The 20,489-nt window shown below is 34.6% G+C and carries 23 protein-coding genes; 6 read left to right on the top strand and 17 right to left on the bottom strand.

Translation table 11 applies throughout. The features are described 5' to 3' along the window. Window positions 1–146: 146 nt before the first annotated feature. Complete coding sequence (yfkAB, locus tag RUH95_RS08050) at window positions 147–1,256, top strand: radical SAM/CxCxxxxC motif protein YfkAB (RefSeq protein ID WP_313892337.1); 1,110 nt, start codon at window positions 147–149, stop codon at window positions 1,254–1,256. A 51-nt stretch (window positions 1,257–1,307) separates the two neighbouring features. Here yfkAB and RUH95_RS08045 read toward each other — a convergent pair whose 3' ends face one another. Both RUH95_RS08045 and RUH95_RS08040 read right to left on the bottom strand, forming a co-directional pair. After that, a complete protein-coding gene (locus RUH95_RS08045) occupies window positions 1,308–2,627 on the bottom strand; it encodes a D-arabinono-1,4-lactone oxidase (protein ID WP_313892336.1) in 1,320 nt (439 codons plus the stop codon). Further along, window positions 2,615–3,787, bottom strand: coding sequence for a type III PLP-dependent enzyme domain-containing protein (locus RUH95_RS08040; RefSeq protein WP_313892335.1), 1,173 nt, complete (start codon window positions 3,785–3,787; stop codon window positions 2,615–2,617). Before RUH95_RS08040 ends, RUH95_RS08045 begins: the two co-directional genes overlap by 13 nt. A gap of 281 nt (window positions 3,788–4,068) precedes the next feature. Between RUH95_RS08040 and RUH95_RS08035 the strand changes: the two genes are divergently transcribed. Together RUH95_RS08035 and RUH95_RS08030 are read left to right on the top strand one after the other, a co-directional pair. Next, window positions 4,069–4,617 (top strand): cysteine hydrolase family protein, encoded by a 549-nt coding sequence (locus RUH95_RS08035; RefSeq protein ID WP_313892334.1) that lies wholly within the window; start codon window positions 4,069–4,071, stop codon window positions 4,615–4,617. 81 nt (window positions 4,618–4,698) lie between these two features. Next, window positions 4,699–4,947, top strand: coding sequence for a GlsB/YeaQ/YmgE family stress response membrane protein (locus tag RUH95_RS08030; RefSeq protein WP_313892333.1), 249 nt, complete (start codon window positions 4,699–4,701; stop codon window positions 4,945–4,947). A 53-nt stretch (window positions 4,948–5,000) separates the two neighbouring features. Here RUH95_RS08030 and RUH95_RS08025 read toward each other — a convergent pair whose 3' ends face one another. Together RUH95_RS08025 and RUH95_RS08020 are read right to left on the bottom strand one after the other, a co-directional pair. Further along, window positions 5,001–5,672, bottom strand: a complete 672-nt coding sequence (locus RUH95_RS08025) for a lytic transglycosylase domain-containing protein (protein ID WP_313892332.1) — start codon at window positions 5,670–5,672, stop codon at window positions 5,001–5,003. Window positions 5,673–5,691: 19 nt separating this feature from the next. Further along, window positions 5,692–7,185 carry a putative bifunctional diguanylate cyclase/phosphodiesterase gene (locus RUH95_RS08020; RefSeq protein ID WP_313892331.1) on the bottom strand — a complete coding sequence of 498 codons (1,494 nt, stop codon included), beginning with the start codon at window positions 7,183–7,185 and terminating at the stop codon, window positions 5,692–5,694. A 141-nt stretch (window positions 7,186–7,326) separates the two neighbouring features. On the opposite strand from RUH95_RS08020, the gene mscL reads away from it, so the two are divergent. Then, window positions 7,327–7,716 (top strand): large-conductance mechanosensitive channel protein MscL, encoded by a 390-nt coding sequence (gene mscL, locus RUH95_RS08015; RefSeq protein ID WP_313892330.1) that lies wholly within the window; start codon window positions 7,327–7,329, stop codon window positions 7,714–7,716. A gap of 48 nt (window positions 7,717–7,764) precedes the next feature. Here mscL and RUH95_RS08010 read toward each other — a convergent pair whose 3' ends face one another. The 4 genes from RUH95_RS08010 to RUH95_RS07995 all read right to left on the bottom strand — a co-directional run bounded on the left by RUH95_RS08010 (window position 7,765) and on the right by RUH95_RS07995 (window position 9,079). Next, a complete protein-coding gene (locus RUH95_RS08010) occupies window positions 7,765–8,355 on the bottom strand; it encodes an SCO family protein (protein WP_313892329.1) in 591 nt (196 codons plus the stop codon). 103 nt (window positions 8,356–8,458) lie between these two features. Beyond that, window positions 8,459–8,560: a YvrJ family protein gene (locus tag RUH95_RS08005; protein WP_313892474.1), complete on the bottom strand. Its 102-nt coding sequence runs from the start codon at window positions 8,558–8,560 to the stop codon at window positions 8,459–8,461. Window positions 8,561–8,632: 72 nt separating this feature from the next. Further along, the gene (locus RUH95_RS08000) at window positions 8,633–8,845 is read right to left on the bottom strand and encodes a DUF2922 domain-containing protein (protein ID WP_313892328.1); all 213 of its coding nucleotides are present in this window, start codon (window positions 8,843–8,845) and stop codon (window positions 8,633–8,635) included. 18 nt (window positions 8,846–8,863) lie between these two features. Beyond that, window positions 8,864–9,079 carry a DUF1659 domain-containing protein gene (locus RUH95_RS07995; RefSeq protein ID WP_313892327.1) on the bottom strand — a complete coding sequence of 72 codons (216 nt, stop codon included), beginning with the start codon at window positions 9,077–9,079 and terminating at the stop codon, window positions 8,864–8,866. 134 nt (window positions 9,080–9,213) lie between these two features. Here RUH95_RS07995 and RUH95_RS07990 point away from each other — a divergent pair, with 134 nt between their 5' ends. Continuing rightward, a complete protein-coding gene (locus RUH95_RS07990) occupies window positions 9,214–9,630 on the top strand; it encodes a DUF2621 domain-containing protein (protein ID WP_313892326.1) in 417 nt (138 codons plus the stop codon). A gap of 38 nt (window positions 9,631–9,668) precedes the next feature. On the opposite strand, the gene RUH95_RS07985 is transcribed toward RUH95_RS07990, so the two are convergent. The 7 genes from RUH95_RS07985 to RUH95_RS07955 all read right to left on the bottom strand — a co-directional run bounded on the left by RUH95_RS07985 (window position 9,669) and on the right by RUH95_RS07955 (window position 16,792). After that, window positions 9,669–10,154, bottom strand: coding sequence for a CcdC family protein (locus RUH95_RS07985; protein WP_313892325.1), 486 nt, complete (start codon window positions 10,152–10,154; stop codon window positions 9,669–9,671). Continuing rightward, on the bottom strand, window positions 10,147–10,476 hold the full coding sequence (locus tag RUH95_RS07980) for a thioredoxin family protein (protein WP_313892324.1): 330 nt from the start codon (window positions 10,474–10,476) through the stop codon (window positions 10,147–10,149). The genes RUH95_RS07985 and RUH95_RS07980 overlap by 8 nt, the downstream gene beginning before the upstream one ends. Then, the gene (locus tag RUH95_RS07975) at window positions 10,469–10,846 is read right to left on the bottom strand and encodes a response regulator (RefSeq protein ID WP_313892323.1); all 378 of its coding nucleotides are present in this window, start codon (window positions 10,844–10,846) and stop codon (window positions 10,469–10,471) included. The genes RUH95_RS07980 and RUH95_RS07975 overlap by 8 nt, the downstream gene beginning before the upstream one ends. 27 nt (window positions 10,847–10,873) lie before the next feature. Beyond that, window positions 10,874–11,584, bottom strand: a complete 711-nt coding sequence (locus RUH95_RS07970) for a cytochrome c biogenesis CcdA family protein (protein WP_313892322.1) — start codon at window positions 11,582–11,584, stop codon at window positions 10,874–10,876. A 98-nt stretch (window positions 11,585–11,682) separates the two neighbouring features. Continuing rightward, on the bottom strand, window positions 11,683–13,467 hold the full coding sequence (locus RUH95_RS07965; protein WP_313892321.1) for an ABC transporter ATP-binding protein: 1,785 nt from the start codon (window positions 13,465–13,467) through the stop codon (window positions 11,683–11,685). Continuing rightward, window positions 13,467–15,221: an ABC transporter transmembrane domain-containing protein gene (locus tag RUH95_RS07960; protein ID WP_313892320.1), complete on the bottom strand. Its 1,755-nt coding sequence runs from the start codon at window positions 15,219–15,221 to the stop codon at window positions 13,467–13,469. The genes RUH95_RS07965 and RUH95_RS07960 overlap by 1 nt, the downstream gene beginning before the upstream one ends. A 500-nt stretch (window positions 15,222–15,721) precedes the next feature. Then, window positions 15,722–16,792, bottom strand: a complete 1,071-nt coding sequence (locus RUH95_RS07955; protein WP_313892473.1) for a hypothetical protein — start codon at window positions 16,790–16,792, stop codon at window positions 15,722–15,724. A 270-nt stretch (window positions 16,793–17,062) separates the two neighbouring features. Here RUH95_RS07955 and RUH95_RS07950 point away from each other — a divergent pair, with 270 nt between their 5' ends. After that, entirely contained in the window at window positions 17,063–18,253 is a 1,191-nt protein-coding gene (locus tag RUH95_RS07950; protein ID WP_313892319.1) for an MFS transporter, read from the top strand. Between the two features lie 311 nt (window positions 18,254–18,564). Here RUH95_RS07950 and RUH95_RS07945 read toward each other — a convergent pair whose 3' ends face one another. Next, window positions 18,565–19,509: a hypothetical protein gene (locus tag RUH95_RS07945; RefSeq protein WP_313892318.1), complete on the bottom strand. Its 945-nt coding sequence runs from the start codon at window positions 19,507–19,509 to the stop codon at window positions 18,565–18,567. A 267-nt stretch (window positions 19,510–19,776) separates the two neighbouring features. Beyond that, window positions 19,777–20,448: an ankyrin repeat domain-containing protein gene (locus tag RUH95_RS07940; protein WP_313892317.1), complete on the bottom strand. Its 672-nt coding sequence runs from the start codon at window positions 20,446–20,448 to the stop codon at window positions 19,777–19,779. Window positions 20,449–20,489: the final 41 nt, after the last annotated feature.

The following is a 20,489-nucleotide window of genomic DNA, read 5'->3' as shown; positions in this document are numbered from 1 at the left end:
AATTATTATAAGTGATAAGTATTACTTATGACCTTTTCTGATTTCTATCGCTTTTTTTTTATTGTTCTAAATGATATGTCTCGAATCCTATTATTTTCTTTTTATAAATAGTATGCGACAATAATTAACTGGAAAGGAAGTTTAATATGATTGCTACAACAAATATGACACCATCAAATGATCCGTGGGAAGCTTATCGCGATATTGAACAACACGGCATGCTCACTTTATCCAATATCGAATTTACAACTACAACACTTTGTAATATGCGATGTGCTCATTGTGCCGTCGGTTATACATTACAAACAAAAGATCCAGAAGCAATTCCGATTGAGTTAATTATTCAACGACTAGAAGAAATTCCACAGCTAAAAACAATTAGTATTACTGGTGGAGAGCCTATGCTATCCAAAAAATCGGTTACGAATTATGTACTTCCTTTATTGAAGTATGCACATAATCGTGGAGTCCGAACACAAATAAATTCTAATCTTACACTGGATCCTGAAAGATATTTATTAATTGCCCCCTATTTAGATGTATTACATATTTCACATAATTGGGGAACAGTTGATGAATTTGTCGAAACTGGTTTTGCCATGATGGAAAAAAAGCCTACATATGAACAGCGCGCAAAACTCTTTCAACGAATGATAGACAATAGTCGCATGCTTTCAGAAGCTGGCGTAATGGTTTCAGCAGAAACGATGCTAAATAAAAAAACACTCCCTTATTTAGAACATATTCATAAACAAGTAGTGGAAGAAATGAAATGTGCACGACATGAAATTCACCCGATGTACCCTTCTGATTTTGCCAGCGCTTTGACGACATTAACATTAGAGGAAACACATGAGGCGATTGAAAAAATTCTTGATTTTCGAGATCAAAATGTATGGATGCTTTTTGGAACGCTCCCATTTTATCCTTGCAACAAAAATGAAAGAAGCCTAGAACTGCTTAATCGATTAAAAAACGCAAAAAATGTTTCTGTTCGAAATGATCCAGACGGCAGATCTCGCCTGAATGTTAGTATTTTCACAGGAGAAGTAATCGTGACCGATTTTGGTGATGCTCCAAAGCTAGGAAATATTCAATCGGATACGCTACCTGCTATTTTCGATAAGTGGTTAGATTCTTCGTTATCTAAAACACTTAACTGCCACTGTCCGGCAGTGAAATGCTTAGGTCCAAATATATTAGTTAAAAATATGTACTACAAAGAAGATGTATTTGTCAGCGGTACTGCTAAATAATTTATTGTGAAATCGAATGGTCTTTTTAGCATTCGATTTCACTTAAATAATTTAGTTTACACCTAATAATTGCTTGAAATATTTTGATATAAAAACATTATGTTCATCATATGTTTCTCGTAAATTTAAAAAAGTTGGCAGTTCGGGATATAAGATTTGTAGCCTTTCCTCAGTAAGTACATTCATCTTGCCAAAATGAGGTCTTCCCTCATATTTCTCCATTAGCTCATGTACCCATTTGAAATACTTTGTTTCATCCATCCCTCTGTACATATGAAATGCTATAAATGCTGTTTCTTTCCCCGATGTAGGGCTTAAAAAAGCATTTTCCCCTGCCGTCGTGCGACATTCGATCGGAAAATGAACATCAAATGGATGGCTAGCTAAATGCGCATGTATTTCTTCCATACACGCTTGAAATTTAGTTTGATCAATTGCATATTCCGTTTCTAAAAATCGTACTAGTCTAGGAGTCGGAAACATTTCAAAGCTAAGCCCTTGTTTTTTTCCTGTCGGTACCATTTTGGCAGAAAGCTCCGCTACCCACTTCGTCTTCTTTGGATTTCTTTTGCACCATTCCGACAAAAAATAAAAACCATAATTTTCAATAATATTTCCATTTACAAACTCTACCGCTTTCGACGAAAAAGTTTGTCTGTTTGGTTGAACCATCGTTGACTTTTTGGCTTGAACTTTTTCTTGCCCAGGGAAATAAAACCATTCTAAATGTCTATTCATACGCTGATCTGTATCCCAACTTTGAAGGCCTTCATGTAATTGTGTATGATAACTTTCTACTTGAAGCCCATACAGTGGTACCGCTTTCAAAGTCACTTCTACAATGATTCCTAACAATCCAAGCGATACATGTAACGCTTTTGAAAGGTCATCATCCGTTCTTCGATGACTATGCAACTCTCCGTTCCCATCTATCCATTTCCATTCCACCACTTGATTGGATAGTGAACCTAGTGCAATTCCTGTACCATGAGTTCCTGTACATACTGCTCCTGCAATTGATTGGTACTGAATATCCCCCATATTTTCCAGTGCTAAATGATGCTGTGCAAGTAAAGGCCCAACTTCATATAAATACGTGCCTGCTAAAAATGTAGCCTCCTGTTTTTCCACATTTACATGTAGTAACCCTCTTAAATGATGTAGAGACAAAGCAATTTCGTCAGGTTGTGCAATCTGGCTAAACGAATGTGCTGCACCTGTCACGCGTATAGATGAACCTTTTGCTTCTTTCACAATTGCACTAACTTCGTCAAAAGACTTTGGTAATTTTCTAATTGGTGGTGAAGACACTACATTTCCAGACCAATTCGTCCATTGTTTAGTTGATTGAAAATCATTTAAAGAAAACATTTTCCATCCCCTCGATATGTATTAAAAACCGCTTCTAATTGTCCACTTCTACTCAAATACAATTCATTAAATCGTTCACATAATTCCCCAGCTTTGGCATGTCTAAAATACACCGTGTCTCCAATATGACAAACTTGATTTGGGTCATATAACGGCGTTTGAACTTCCCCTGCTCCTTCTAATGAAAGAAGCTTCAGACCAGTCGGATAAATTGGTTTTGGCTGTTTATCCACTCCAACTGCTCCAGACGCAATATAGCCCCCTCCATGACAAACTACTACATGCTCCTCTGGTTTACGCGTTACTTGAAGTGCAAAACCAGCTGCTGGTTGCAACTGTAAAGAATCATAACGACTAAATAAGGACGGTGCATAAAACGCAGAACCAATTGTTATTTCCGTTACTGCTTTTTCCGAACACGTATACGAAATACTCCCAGAGCCCCCACCATTGACGAATTCAACCGTCGGATAATAACTCAACACTAAGCGAACTGCATCTTTTCTAAAACTAGAAATAGAATGATAGGAACGATTTTTCAATAGCTGAATTAGCGGTTTTTTATATGACTGTACAGGATGGTCTGCCACTCCAGCAATTTGCGCTTCGTACCCCATAACCCCCGTCACCTTTGCATACTTCCATTCCTTCATCTCTTCTAATAATTGCTTCAGTTCTTCTAAATTATGAATAGAAGAGCGCTTTGTTCCAAAATAAATAAACTTAAAATCTTTGGACATATTAATATCTATACACATAGAAAAAACAACATTATGCACAGCTCCAATAGACTCTAAAAATTTCCAATGCGCCATCTGATCAACCATAAATACAACTTTTTTTCCCGCAACTATATATGGAATAATTTTTTCAAGCGCCAATTTATCTAACTGAGGGTATCCAATAAGAAAATTATCAAACCCCCGTTCTAATAAAAATAACGTTTCTTCTAGCGTAAAAGTCATCCAGCCATTAAAACGATGCAACCCCTTTTCAATATATTGAAGCATTTCAACAGATCGAACTGACTTAGTCGCTACCCTGACATACTTACTTTTTGTCTGTTCATTAATAAATTGAATATTAGCATCTAGGGAATTTAAATCCACCCAAGCAAATGGTTTTTGGATGGATTCATATGCGTTTTGCAAATCCTGCATGTACAAATCTCTCCAGTCAAAAAAAAGACAGTGATTAACTGTCTTTTAATGTATTTTAAAAATTTCAAATACTATATTTACTATTAACACCGAATGCAGAACAACGAACCAAATACCTTGTCTATTGAGCTTTTTAGTAGATTGTTCATCCATGTTCACCACTCCTTTTTTTTATTATAATACGTTAAATGTTTATTTGCAAAATTTTTTGAACATTCAATAAAAATAATTTTATTGAAATTTCATTCATAATGGAAGAAAGATAAAGGAGATGATCTAAATTGAAAAAAGCGTTAGTAGTTGTAGATTACACAGTGGATTTTGTAGCAGATAATGGAGCTTTAACTTGTGGCAAACCTGGGCAATTAATTGAAGATGCAATCGTTTCACTAACAAACGAATTCATCACAAACAAAGACGTTGTAGTATTCCCTGTTGATCTCCATGATCAAGATGATCCGTACCATCCTGAATCAAAATTGTTCCCTTCTCATAATATTCGCGGTACAGAAGGACGTGAATTATATGGAAAGTTGAAAGATGTCTATGAACAAAACAAACAATCGATTATTTGGATGGATAAAACTCGATACAGTTCTTTTGCTGGCACGAGTTTGTTGCAAATACTAAGAGAACGACAAGTGGAAGAAGTTCATATCGTCGGAGTTTGTACAGATATTTGTGTGCTACATACAGCAGTAGATGCTTATAATTTAGGGTTTTCTATTGTTATTCATGAAAACGCGGTAGCAAGCTTTAATGAGCAAGGTCATGATTGGGCATTAGGGCATTTTGTAAACACGTTAGGTGCTATTGTTGTAAAAAAGTAATGGGCTAATGTTTAGTGCTCCTTCGATATGGTTATATAAATAGTGTAACTATATACTATTTTATAGAGGAGATGAAATACTATGGGATTCTTATCGTATTTAATTATAGGTGGTATTATTGGGTGGTTGGCGGGATTAATTTTAGGTAAAAATATCCCTGGTGGTATTATCGGAAATATTGTTGCTGGTATCATTGGAGCTTGGGTTGGTGGATTAATTTTCCCGGAAATGGGTCCAGTAATTTGGGGAATGGCAATTATTCCTGCTTTAATCGGTTCAATCATTTTAGTAGCGATTTTAAGTCTACTATTAAAATCGATGCGGAAATAAAAAGATGGGCTCTCATTGGGCCCATCTTTTTATTGCTTTATTCCATCTATTCCTTATTTAGCTAAAGCAGCTTCTAGCTCTTTTAGCTGACTTTCATACAAATTATAAAAATGCAGGATGTCCGTGACATATTTATCACTACGGTTATAATTAAAAATCGCCTTTTCTAACTCACCATCAGCTGCCCCACTTGCCGCTAAATAATTTGCGGCACTAAATATAGCGTCTTCCATATCAAACGGATCTGCTTTTCCATCATTATTTGCATCCACGCCATATCCACCATATTGTGCAATAATCTTTGGATTAACTTTGTCCTTCTCAGGTATTTCGCCTTTACCTAAGCCACCACAACTAGGATGAGACCACCCAACAAATGTACAAGGCATAAACTGCATATGTCCTTCAGCACCAACAGGTGAAAGCAAAGGATCCATCGTTGAAAATCTCGTTTCTATTCTGTGGTGAGCTGCGAGTAGAGTCCACGGCACACCATATTTTTCTGCTGCTTTTTTATAAAAAGGAATATATTCTTTTGGTACATCTAATTTATTATGCTGGCCTGGTATTGGTTGTAAGCTCTCTGCCCATTCTTGTACAGCTGGGATTTTTTGAAGTTCTTGCCACCCAATAATTGCTACAATATAAATTGTAACTGTAATAGGTAAAAGTAAAAGAATTGCCCACACTTTTACTTTATAAGATGCATTCTTTTTTTGCTTCATCGTCCTCTATTCACCTATTTCATAAATTACTTTTATATTCCGCGATTAATTGTTCAAATGCTAACGGTTTACTAAAAAAGTACCCTTGAAGATAATGACAATCAAATTCGCTTAAACTCGCGATTTGATAAAGATCTTCGACACCTTCCGCTAAAACTTTTAAATTCAAGTTATGCGCAAGTGAAATAATCGATTGAACAATTGCTTTTGACCTCTCTTTTTCAATGGCTTGTGTAAAGCTTTGGTCGATTTTTATAATATTCACGGGAAGTAACTCTAAATATTTAAATGAAGAATATCCTGTTCCAAAATCATCAATCGCAATTTGAAATCCATAATTTTTTAATTCCTGCAAAGATTCTATTACAAATTCAGTATACTCCATTATAATCGATTCGGTTATTTCTAAAACAATTTTATTTGGATGTATATTCATATCCGTCAGAATCTGTTTCGTTCTTTCAATATAATCGATTTGATAAAATTGTCGAGCGGATACATTCACACTAAAAATTAGTTCTTTTCCTACTGCACGTTCAATTTGACGAATATTTCTGCATGTTTCTCTTAAAACAAAATCGCCAATTTTAATAATTTGGTCTGTTTTTTCTGCAATTGGTATAAATTCTCCCGGAGAAATAATCGTTCCTCCGTAGTTCCAACGAATAAGTGATTCTACCCCTACAATTTCATGCGTTTCTGCTAAAATTTGCGGCTGATAGTTTAAAAAGAGTTCCTCTTTTTCTAACGCTTTTTTAAGTCCTTCTTCTAAATAAAGTGTACGATTCACTTCTTCAGACATCGATTTTTCAAATCGGCAATGAGTAAGTCCACCATTTTTTTTCGAAACTCCCACTGCTAGCTCAGCAAAACGGAGCAATTCTTTTGCATTTGTTGAATCAGCGGGACAATGGACAGAACCTATACTAATTGAACTTATAATTTCTTGATCACCTATAGCAATGGGGAGAGCTAATTTAACTAGTACATCTTTAGTGATTTTGTCAATTTCTTGATGAGATCTATTTTTTAATATAATAATAAATTCATCTGCACCCCATCTTGCAAGTGCATCTTCGTGATCTATGTAACTAGCATTTTTCAGTCGACTCGAAACTTCCTTTAAAACTTTATCTCCGCTATCATGGCCATATAAATCATTAATCATTTTAAAACGGTCAAAATCAATAAATAATAAATGAAATCTTTCTTGATTTTGCACTAAAGTAGAAAGCCTTGCTTGTAAAGTAGTTCTATTTGGGAGACCAGTTAAATCGTCCATATATTCTTTTATTGTTAAATCTTTTTGCATTTTCCATGATTGTCTCATTAAAAATAATAGTAATAGTGAACTTAAAACTACGTAGATAAGACCTTGGATTATCGTTACTATCTTTTTATCAGAAAAGTATGGGGACAGTAAGATGTCAGCCATTAGTATCCAAAGTAATCCAGAAATTGCATAAATAATGACGATTTTAAAAGAAATATGACGATATGTGTTTTTTAACAAGATGATCTCCACCACCTATCTATGTATCTATCTAGGAAAATAATAGCATAAATTCAATAAAAACAGTAGACAAAAAAAGTATTTAGTAACTATACAAGTGTTTAAATATTTTGTAATATGAATTTATGGAGGTGACATAAGATGTTAAAAGACTTTAAAGAGTTCGCTCTTAAAGGAAATGTATTAGATTTAGCTGTAGCCGTTGTAATTGGTGCTGCATTTGGAAAAATCGTTTCTTCTTTAGTAGAAAACATTATTACTCCTATCGTCGGATTACTTGTTGGTGGAGTCAATTTTAGTACTTTATCAATTAAGTACAAAGATACAGAGATTTTGTATGGAATTTTTTTGCAAAATATTTTTGATTTTATTGTCATTGCATTTGCTATTTTCCTTTTTATTCGTTTATTGTCGAAATTCAAGAAAAAAGAAGAAATTGTGGAAGCAAAAGTCGAAGCTCCTCCAGTAGATTCGAAAGAAATTTTACTCGAAGAAATTAGAGATCTTTTAAAAAAACAAAATAATGCATAAAAAAAGCAAGAGTGCTTTGACATTAGTAGTCGCAGCACTTTTGCTTTTTTATTTTCCGTCTTCAATTAATGTTTCAACATCAATTACTATCTCTTCTTTTGGCACGTCTTGTGCACCATTATAATTTTTTACAACAACACCATTTTGATCGACTAAGTAGAAAGAAACCCCGTGAATTACTTGATTTGAATTCGGATCATCTTTTACTAATGTTTTAAATGATTTTTCAGCAAACTTGGAGATATCCTCTTGCGTATAGCCAGTTAAAAGCTCCCATTTGCTTTCATCGATTACATCATAGTTTTCTAAGTATTCTTGTAACTTTTCTGGTGTATCTACTTCAGGATCCACACTAAACTCTACTATTTTGTAATCTTCAACGCCTTTTTCATCTAACATTTGTTGAATATCACTCATATTAAAAGTCATCGGCGGACATACTGTTTCACAATTTGTGAAGATAAACGTTGCTAACCAAACTGTCCCTTTTAAGTCTTCTAAACTGACTGATTCACCACGTTGATTTTCATAAGTAAAATCTTGTATTTCCCAGTTCGTTTGTGCTGCAAATTTCCCACCAGTTCCGCACCCTGCTAAAACAAGTATAGAGATAGAAAGCATAAGTAATAGTTTTTTCATGTATGAGACCTCTCTTTTCTTTTCATACCTTAATCTTAGCGAAACAATGTAGTTCATACAACTACATTGTCTCTTAGATTCCAACACTTTTGTGAATTTGGGTTCATTTTAATGCAATCAGCGCATTTTTTATCTCCTCTAGTTTGCTTTCTACTCGATGCATTAAATAAAATGACACAAAAATAGGAAAACCAACATCTTGGATTAAAGAAAGCTACTGTTCCATCTCATCACATCCTTTTAAAAAAGACTCCCCAATGACGGAGAGTCTAGAAGTTCAAATAATTTGTGTTACATTTCGTTCTACAACATCGGCGCTTTTCACAATAGCTAGCGGAATTCCTTCCACATGGAAAACCCCACTTGCAATAATGGCTTGCATTCCTGCATCGATTTCTGTACTCGTAAGCGTTTCTTTCGGACTATCAACTGAAACCATCAACCTTTTACCAGTAGATGTTTCAAATTGTAACTGCAATGTTTTTGCCATTCCTTTTCCTCCTTTTTATTAGATTAGGGTAGATGTTTCTATTTTCTCTGCACCGATGTACGGCTGACTTGAGAAGCTTGAAAGTGTTTCTGCAACTTCTTGTAAACTATCTGCGGTAGCATTAGAGTAAATATTTCGGTAAGATTTAGTTTTCACTTTCATCTTGCCTTCTTCCGTTAACCCTCCTTCATAAGCTAGTTTTAATAACGCTTGCTTGTATTCTAGATTTGTCATATGTTTCACCTCCTTTCAATAGATAAATAGAAGTTTTTTAGCTAAAAGAATACATAGAGGGTGATTTTTTTTTCAGAACATCTTATACTTGGTATAATAAGAACGAGGTGAAGAGATTGTTAAGTGGATGGTTTATGTGGTTTATACTTTTTTGGGGAGTAACGTTAGTCTCTTTGATGGCTATCGGTGGTTTCTTCATGTTTAGAAAGTTTTTAAAGGCTCTTCCTAAAGACGATGGTAAATCGATTTTAGATTGGGAAGAACATTATGTAGATAAAACAATTCATCTGTGGGGAGATGATCAAAAAGCTCTTTTAAATGAGCTTGTTAGCCCTGTTCCAGAGCTGTTTCGACCAGTAGCAAAACAAAAAATTGCTGGTAAAATCGGCGAGCTTGCACTAGACGAGAAGGCAAAGTCGATTACCCAAGAATTACTCATTCGTGGCTATATACTTGCAACTCCTAAACGAGATCACAAGTTTTTACGAAAAAAATTAGCCGAAATGGAAATTGACGTTACACCGTACAATAAATTTTTTAACGTAGAATGAAAAAAAGCGAGCATCCATTAAACGGATACTCGCTTTTTTCATACTATTTCTTTTTGTAGCTTTCTAAATTGCCAATACATTGCAATTCTCCAAGGAATAATCATCCCAAATGCTAACAACCAAAACATTCCACTAAGCTCTCCTACATCAATTGAAGAACTTAACACAATTTTCCCAACTAGGCGAACAATTAATAAGCCAAATAAGATAAAAATAAATGCTTTGGATTGTTTTAAATAAATCTCTCCATCTTTTCGCTCAAATTTCGATGTCCAAATAAGGACAATCGAAAATAGCATACCAACAATGATGGCTTCGACTATTTGCATCGGGTGAACTCGGAAAAACGGAAATACAAACATAAGTGCTCCCGTTGACATAAATACAGGTGGCAAAAGTATTTTTTTTGCAGTTGCAGGCTTTTTAGCAGCTTTTGCACGAAGTGTAGTAACAGCAATTCCCATTACTACAGCCATGACTGTTGAAACGATAAGCATTATATTCGGTGAAATTGCCTCAAACATAGTCATTCTCCATCAATTCTATTTCTTTTAGCGCATCTCGTAAGGATTCCATTGGAACAAACCTAGCAAAACGCATATACTCTTTATTTCGATGCCACAACAAGACAACTGGAGCAGTATATAAAGATAACTGCCCTGCCATTTCCGGAACTTCGGAAACATTTACAACATAAAAAGGAATATTTGCCTCTTCTTTTAGCAATTGTACTTGAGGATATAAACCTTCACACACAGAACAATTATCTATTTTGACAAACAATAAAAACGCTTGCGTTTGTTCTGTAATTTCTAACCAATTACCAAAGCTAGTTATTTTATTCATCCATTTCATCCCAGTCCGTTACGTTTTTCAATATTTCCACCATTAACTCGGGATTAAATGGTTTGGTGATAAAATCTTTTGCACCACTTTCAATCGCTTCGACGACTAACTTTGGTTTCCCGATTGCCGTGACCATTACAATTTTAGCGTCTGCATATTTTTTTACGATTGCCTGTACTGCTTCAATTCCTGACATTCCTGGCATTGTTACATCCATCGTTACGACGTCAGGCAAAAACTTTTCATACATTTCTACAGCTTCTAAACCATTATAAGCTTCTCCAACTACTTCAAACTGAGCATGTTCTAGTATTCTTCTAATCATTTTACGCATAAAAAGCGCATCATCGACTATTAATACTGTTGGCATGATGTATGCATATACCTCCTTCAACCGTTAGAATCCAGTAAAGTCCCCGAAGAGTGGACTTAATATACGAATAATATACGTCATACCATCAAAAAACAATAGTAGACCTAAACCAATCATAAAATAACCACCGACTTTTACGATCAATTGACTGTTTTTACGAATCCAATTTAATCGTGTAATAAAGAAAGATAAAACAAAAAACGGAATAGCAAATCCTAATACATATGCAAGCATATACCAAACACCAGAGTCTGGGTTTTGTCCTGCCATCAAAAGGACAGCTGCTAAAATTGGACCAGTACATGGTTGCCAACCAGCCGCAAACGCCATACCAATTAATGTAGTTCCAAAATAACCTGAAGGGCGATTTTTAAATTCTAATTTCTTTTCTTTCATTAAAAACTTTGGTTGGAAAATACCTACAACAATTAAACCAAAAACAATGATAAAGATTGCTCCAACTTGACGAATTAAATCGTCGTATTGAATGAAAAATGTTCCGATGAAAGAAGTAGCGAATCCTAGTGCGATAAATATAATTGAAAATCCTAATAAGAAAAATAGTGTATGCAACATTCCTCTTTTTTGCATCTGCTTCTTATCTGTCTTTATCTCTTCTAAGGACATACCTGTTATGTAGGACAAAAATGCAGGGTACAATGGTAATGTACATGGTGAGATGAAGCTTAAAAATCCTGCTCCAAATGCTAAAAATAGATTAATATCGGTACTCATGGCTGTCTTCCTTTCCGAATTTCTATTCTTATCGTACCAAATTTTTTACCATTTGACCCTACTATTGCTTGTGACATCTTTCCGACTATTTCATCTTGTTACGCAATTTCCTCCACAACACTGTTTTGAAGTAAGTACATTTTATGATACAACCCTTTTTCTTTCAGTAATTGTTGATGTGTTCCGCGCTCTACAATTTCTCCGTGATGTAGGACTAGTATAAGCTCCGCATCTTGAATCGTACTTAAACGGTGAGCAATTGCGATTGTTGTTCGACCTTTTCGCATTTTTTCTAAACTATTTTGAATTGCAACTTCCGTTTCTGTATCAATATTTGCGGTTGCTTCATCTAACACTAATATTTTCGGATTTGTTGCGATCGTTCGTGCAAATGCAACAAGCTGCCTTTGCCCACTTGAGAAAGTAGATCCACGCTCTGTTACTTTTTGTTTATAAGTGTTCGGCAATTTTTCGATAAAATTATTTGCTTGCACAAATTCTGCTGCAGCGATAACTTCTTCATCTGTCATATCGCTTTTATGCAAACGAATATTGCTTTCAATATCCCCATAGAACAAAAATGGATCTTGCAAGACAAGCCCTACTTTATCTCTTATTTCCTCTGTTTCAAAATCTTTGATAGAATGCCCATCTACTTTAATATCTCCATGCTCAAATTCATAAAAGCGCATCAATAAATTGATAATGGAGCTCTTTCCACTCCCCGTATGCCCTACTAATGCAACTGTTTGACCAGGTTCTGCAGTGAAAGAAATATTTTTTAATACGTCTGTTTTACCATCGTATGAAAAAGTAATATTTTGAAACTCAATTTTGCCTTGTTCAATTTTGGCATGCTCTTCATTATTTTGTGAGGGAGCCAGATCTTCCTCATCTAGTAACTTGAAAACACGTGAAGATGCAACGATTGCTTGTTGAAAAATAGACAGACGTTGCATAACTTGATTAATCGGTTCAAAAAAGCGATCGATATACGTAACAAATACATAGATAACCCCAACTTCTATCGTATTAGATAGAGAAGTAATACCGAAATAACTTAATACAAGAATAATCGCCAATGCATAAACCAAATCGATTGCTGGACGTAACAACAAGCTATCTAGCTTAATATTACGTTTTCCTGCATTCCAATGAGAATCATTTATTGTATTAAACTCATCTTGCAAACGATCTTCTTGTCTAAATGCTTGAATTATCGACATTCCTTGCAGTGATTCCGCAAGTTTTGCGTTTAATTGGCTCAGACGTTCGCGTAAATCTTGATAGACAACCGAGCTATATTTTCTATACGAACTAATAATGACAAATAAAATAGGCAATAACAACGTACAAATAAGCGCTAATTTAACATTTAATATAAACATCGCAATATAAACACCAATTACTAATAGACCACTTTGAATGAATCCAACTAGCACACTAACAAACATATCTTTAATCGCTTCAGTATCATTTGTTACACGCGATACGATGCTTCCAGCGGGTGTTTTATCAAAATAACGCATACCAAGTTTATGCACTTTTGAAAATAAATCAATTCTCATTTGCTGAATAATTTTTAATGCAATTTCTTGAAACTTCAGAAGTTGAAAATAACTAACAACTATGTTCCCTACTTGTATAAAAATATAACCAAGCGCCAATCCAACAAGTGGCCCAGTAGGGAAGTTTCGAGGTGTTAAATAATCATCCATAAACGTTTTGATCAAATACGGTCCAAGAATGTCCCCTATAACCGTTAAAACAAGTAAAAACAAGGCTATTGCTATTATTTTTTTATGCGGCATTAAGTATGTTAATAACCTTTTCAAAATATTCCACTGATCTTTTCCTGTTAACTGTGGTTGTTTTTCTTCCATTACTGCTCACCACCCTTTTCAACTAACGATTCTAGTTGCTGTAATTGATACATTTCGTAATACGTCCCTTTTAATTTCATAAGCTCCTCATGTGAGCCTTTTTCGACAATCGTTCCATCATCCATCACAATTATTTGGTGAGCATGTTGAATGGCGCTTAATCGATGAGATGTAATGATCGTTGTTTCGTCCGTTCTCTTTTCTTTTAATGCTTCTAGAATTGCTTCTTCCGTCCGCGCATCAACCGCTGATAAAGAGTCATCTAAAATAAGCAACTCGGGCTCCATCATTAATGCACGAGCAATCGAAATCCGTTGTTTTTGACCACCTGAAAGAGAAACTCCTCGTTCCCCAACAACGGTATTATAACCATCTGTAAATTGCAAAATATCCTCATGAATATAAGCTAGTTTTGCAGCATCATAAATTTGCTCCATTGTAGCATTTGCATTTGCAAACGCTATATTCCCACCAACTGTCGTGGAAAATAAGAAATGATCTTGTGGAACATACCCTATCGCTTCACGTAAACGCTTCTTTTTATACGTATCAATTGCATGTTCACCATATTCAATTTTCCCTTTATATCCTTCAAATTCACGCAATAATAATTTTAATATAACTGTTTTCCCAGAACCAGTTTTCCCAACAATACCAAGTGTTTCTCCTCTATTTAATGTAAAATGCACATCATGGAGTGCCACACGGTCATCTTCTGGAAATTTAAACTCTTCCACATTAAATTGCAAATGTCCTTCTGGCTTTTGATCTAATGCGCCTTCTTTATCATCTATATCGACTTTTTCATCTAAAATATTATTAATACGGTCATAAGATGCCCGACCACGCTCCACTATATTAAACAACCAACCAAATGCGAGCATCGGCCAGACAAGCAGTCCTAAATACGATGTAAATGCAAATAAATCACCAATACTCATGTCCCCTGCCAGGATAAATCTTGTCCCAAATACGATAGATAGGAAGAAACATATCCCAACGATTAACGAAATAGTAGGATCAAATAGTGCATCTACTTTTGCTACTCGTATATTTTTATCTACTACGTCTTGTGACAACTGAACGAAGTCTTTTGTATCTTCTTTTTCTTGCCCGAATGTTTTTATCACTTTTACACCTGAAATACTTTCCTGTGCTTTATCATTCAAACTAGAAAATGACTCTTGTGCATAACGGAACCGTTGGTGTAATAGCTTTCCGTAGTAACTTGTTAGTATAGCCATTAAAGGCAATGGAATAAGTGCGATTAAAGTAAGCTTCCAGCTAATTGTAATTGCCATTGCTGCAATAACAAATCCACCAGTTGTAACAGAATCGACAAGTGTAAGTACTCCAGCCCCCGCTGTTTGTTGAACAGCTGATAAATCATTTGTTGCATGTGCCATTAAATCTCCTACTCGTTTTTTCTGATAAAACGATGGAGACATTCTCGTAAAATGATGGAATAATCGTTCCCTTAATTGCCTACCAAGAAAAATGGACGAGCCAAATATCATCACTCGCCAGTAGTAGCGTAAAATGTACATGCCAACCGCTGCAAGTGCTAAAATACCAAGCCATTTACCGAGGAATGTCATCGTCATTGTGCCTTCATTGACGGCATCTACGACAAGTCCAACTATTTTGGGAGGAATTAATTGCAAAAAAGCAACAATCATTAATACGAGAATCCCAAATAAATATTGCTTTTTCCTTTCTTTAAAAAACCACCCTAAATCTAAAAATACTTTCACGTTATTTCCTCCATATTCACTTATTACGACTTTACTAGTTTAGCAAATGTTCAAACATTTCGAAAGATACGAAAACAAAATTATTCGGATTCTGAAAGATTTCTGTGAAATCTTTTTGATGGAGTGTGATAAGTCGTTGATTTGCGTTCCAGGCGGTCGCGTTCCACGGGGGGAGTGATGATCCCGCAGGAGTCGCCGCCTTGCACTCCAATCAACTAATGTATGCCTATGTTAAAAGAGTTCTATCTAAAAAATAGTAATTTTAAAAATGGATACGGGTATGATACAGTATCGTCTGCGGGTTTATTTAACATTTTCTGATACAAAAAGACTGACTAGTACTTTATTAAACACTGATCAGTCTTTTTTTTATAATATCGAATTAGGAGAGATTAAATAGTATTCCTCGCTGTAAGAGTGTTATGTTGTGTTGTTCTAATCAATACATGGATATACCTCATCGCAATCCACCATACTAATTTCCAGTAAAGTAGATTCCTTTAAACATTATTTGATTTATACAGAGGCAATCTTGAAAATTCATTCAATTCATTTCTAAGATTCTCCCAATTTATTTGGGTTGCTGTTGTGTAATGTCCATAATCTGTGCTATTAATAGTTTCTTCTAAACAATTAAAATTTGTAAAAAAACGCTCATTATAACATTTTTCAGCAAATAAGAACCCCATAGTTAATGATTCTAATAATTTTTCTTTGTTATCTCCAGCCCTATAATTTATCTTATACAAATCTTTATCTATATTATCTACTATTGATCCTAGTATTAAAATCCATCGCGCTACACTCGGCAAATGTTTTTTATCTGGTCTATATTCTTCGTCATTTAAAACTTTCTGTGTTATTAAAAAATTACTTCTAATTGCAAATGCCCACCAATAAAATAATTCTAGCGGTTCTATATTTAAACCTTTGTCAACCTTGTCTTCAAATTTATCATAAAGTAAGATTAAATTTCTAAAATTATCCGTTGCGGCAAATGCATCTGCATCCATTTCTAAAGTTCTGAAATCTAACGATGAAACGTTTTTTATATTTTTGCTATTATCTTCATCAAACATTGAAATGTATTGCACACTATTTTTCTCTTTTGAATTTAAATATTCACAATGCCCGTTATGTAGATGGCCTAATTCATGAGTAATAATAAAACGAGATACAAAAATTGTAAGTAATCCAGCTAACTTATAATCTATAACTTTACTATCAAAAAGATTAGCATCACCGTTATCATCAAATTTTATAAACTCGTATGATACTTCTCCATCGTCATCATTACCTAATATTTTCAAAAAATCTTCTGTTTGTATTTTTGCAAACCCATAAAAGTATTCAAAAAAATTATCTATAACCCCTTTATTTACTTGTATATTATCTATATAGTTACTAGACCAAGCTTTTCCTCCTAAATTTGAGTCTTCTTTAAGATAAAATTTCAAACTATATTTTGAGATATCATTTTTTGAAACTTCTTTTACAAAGTACTGATATTGTACATAAATATCCATAGCTCTATTTTTTATATCAATATAAAAATCTTCTTTACTATTCATAATTGCCACTTAAATTTACTCCTTCCAAGATTTAAATTAGTTGATTAAAACTTCCCTTACTTATGGTACGGTTCTCCGTATTGTAAGTAAGTGAGGTTTTAAATACTTTTAATACCTACTGATACCTCCCATTGCTTTGTCCATCCTGATAATCCATTAACCACTATTTGATAAGAAAGTGTTTCTCTCGCAAAAATATTTTATGGTATGATGTTTAGGTTGTTTTTTACTATATAACACATTTACATTCATCTAAGAAAAGAGGTACTTATGCACCCCACAAAATTATCCAAGCGAAATTGGTTTCTCATCTTAACACTTTCTTTATTAACATTTGTTCTCGGGACAAGCGAATTTGTTATTGTCGGAATCTTAACCGATATTTCCTCAAGTCTTCATATAACAAATGCAAAAGCGGGCACACTCGTTTCTGCGTTTGCAATTACATTTGCCATCGCCACACCACTAGTGATGTCAGTAACAAGTCATTTTCCAAAGCGTAAATGGATGTTGTTTTTGATAGGAACTTTCATCGTCCTGAATGCTTTGTGTGTAATCTCGACGAGCTACATCATGCTCCTAGCACTTCGAATTATGACAGCGATTGTAACAGGAGTATTAATCTCTCTAGCCATGATAGTTGTAAGTGAAACCATGCCGATTTATAAACGAGGACTTGCTATATCATTCGTTTTCGGTGGTTTCACACTTGCAAATGTCGTTGGTGTGCCAATGGGTATTGTCATTGCCGAATCGTACGGCTGGAATGCCAGTTTCATGTTAACAACTTTCCTAGGAGGTTTGGCGTTTTTGGCATCCTTTTTCGTCTTGCCAAATAGACTCAGCCAAATACGAAGTTCGATACGGGATCAGTTCTCTTTAATGACCAATCCAAGAATTTTGATTGCTTTTTCCATTCCTGCTCTCGGATTTGGCGCAACTTATGCCGTTTTTACGTACCTAGTTCCTATCTTGAAGGGAATGGAAGTACCGAATCATTCAATTAGTTTAGTCTTATTTGGGTATGGATTTATCTCCATTTTCAGCAACATCCTTGCCGGTAAAATTGCCAGCAACAATCCCATCGGTCGTCTTCGATTTGTTTTTCTCGTGCAGGCAGTTGTTCTGACAAGTTTATTTTGGACTACAAATTATTTTATTTTAGGACTCGTAAACATTGGATTAATGTCGTTAATGGCCATTCTTTTAACAACATCTACTCAGCTTTATTTAATAGACCTCGCTGAAATTTATCAACCAAAAGCAACAGGACTCGCTGCTTCACTTATGCCAGTGGCAAGCAACGTAGGTATCGCTTTTGGTTCTGCATTAGGCGGAATTGTATACCATCAAGGGAATTTAGTGAATGTAACATGGGTCGGTGGAATAGTAGCAGTCTGTGCAAGTCTGCTAACTTTCTTAAGTCATCGTTTAGATAAAAAACAAAAGAAATCAGCATAAAAGAGACACAACAAATGTTTGACATGCTTCTTATGGGATCTCAAGAAGAGCCAAATTCATTCCATCCCATAATAACAGCAATCCATTGCTAAAAATTTCAAAAAAGAAGTATCAAGGACGTTTAGTTGTACTTTGATACTTCTTTAATAGCCCTACATCCGTTTTGGCTAGGACATGATTTTTTAGGAACAGAAATTTTCTCAAATGAAGATCAGTAAGCCAATTACAATCATTTCATTTCAAAGTTACCTGATTTTATTAAGGTTGAAATAGTTGAATTCGGGTGGTTACTATAAATTAAGGAACCGCATTTACTTATGATACGGTTCCCCATTCATAATTCGGATCAATCGAAGATTTTTTTTAGAAGGTGTCTCATACAACACATCAAATTGATCTTTTTGTACATACATTCCAGAACCTACTCCATAATACCCCTTACCTTCATCGTTAAAACGGTATACACGGAATTGATCCCCTTTTTTTAGTTCCCTTACTTCTGAATATTTCCCGTTTTCTTCTTTCAAAAGAGTAGTTGGATTTTTAATAGTTACTTTTCCAAGTTGGCCTTTCCAAAGTTCAGTTTTCCCCCACATGACTTTGTTCATTAACGGAAATGTATCGTTTATTCCGATACGATTATATACTTCGACTACTAATTCATCTTTCGGATAAAAATATGCTTTTACCTGTCCTTCTTCTTTCAAAGCATACGAATTTCCACCAAACCAATATACACCATCATTGTTGTATTTCTTATCCATTTTTATCGCTAATCCAGCATAGTAGTTCGGATCTGAGAAATCGCTAAACTTCATTAAACCTGTTTTCAATACACCTGCTTTAATTCCAAATTGATCTGATACACCCTTATCTTTTAAATATCTTTCGTATGTAAGCCCAAAAGATAAGGGAGGAATACTTTTATGAGTTTTACTATCCAAACCAGTTTGAAGCTGGAAACTAACGTGTGCTGGCTTTTGAATTGCCCAATTATCCCATTGCACATCCCACTCTGTTTTTGGACGGTCTACACGAATGAGTAATGTTCCTACTCGATCTCCAACATTAATGCTGTACCCATGACTTCCATTACCTAACCATTTAACTTCTAATTGCTCAATTGTATGGTTATCTGGAAGTGTTGTTGCTGCTTCAACGGAAATAGGGGCTTGTCCTACACCTTCTACTGCTTCACTTAACAAAGCGAGTGATAATGCTCCCACTACTGTCCACTTAATTACTATTTTGATCATCTTGCATTTCCTCCCGTGTAACTATGAAAATATCACTCGCCTTTTTTACTATTTTAATTATACAAGATAACCAATAAATAGACAAAAACTCCTATATTAAATTTTTATTCCCTTTTAAGAGCTAATATTTCTCATAAAAAAAACTGTAAACTTCTCTATATAAAGAGATAGTCTACAGTCCACAATCAAAATTATTTATTTATTCTCTTGAATTAGCTTTAATTTTTCTTTTAGTTGCTGCTGATTCCATTCAAATGTAATTTTCTACTATTCTTCCAACATTTTAATCATTTTTGTATAGCCCTTCTCCTTAGCATAATCAAGTGCTGTTCTGCCCGATTCGTCATGAAGTTCTTTATTCGCATTATATGTTAATAATTCCTGTACAATTTGCTGATACACCTCTGAACCGTCAGTTAATGCTACTGCTTCAATTAATGCAGTATAGCCAAAATTATTTTGATGATCGATATTTACTTTACCATCTTCTAATAATAGCTTCACATTGTTTAAATGCCCTTTCTCAGCGGCAGGTATTAAAGTATTGCCACCATAGCGATTATAAATATTTTGATTTGGCTCCGCATGTTCGATCATATACTTTAAAATCTCTGTTTTTCCTTCTGCACCCGCATACAGATACGCACTATCCTGCATACTATCTTGTTGATTAATATCTGCTCCGGCATTAATCAACAATTTAGCCACTTCGATATAATTTTCATGAGTAGCAATTAATAGAGGCGTTTCCCCTTTATCATTCGTTTCATTCAATGGAAATGAAGTATCCTGTAAAATTTCTTGCACTTTTTTTACATCGTTATTTTCAACTGCTTCAAAAAGATCACTTGACTGTAGCTTCAAATTTTTTTCCCCTCCCTCATTACATCCCGTTAGTATTAATAATATGATTACGATAATGCCTATAAATCGTTTCATGTAACCCTTCCTTTCACAAGGAAATTTTCAGCCATTAAAGC

It is taken from the genome of Psychrobacillus sp., assembly GCF_032154225.1.
Classification (GTDB): Bacteria; Bacillota; Bacilli; order Bacillales_A; family Planococcaceae; genus Psychrobacillus.
The sequence above is the reverse complement of the archived record's forward strand: the minus strand, read 5'-3'. Positions and strand labels throughout refer to the sequence as shown.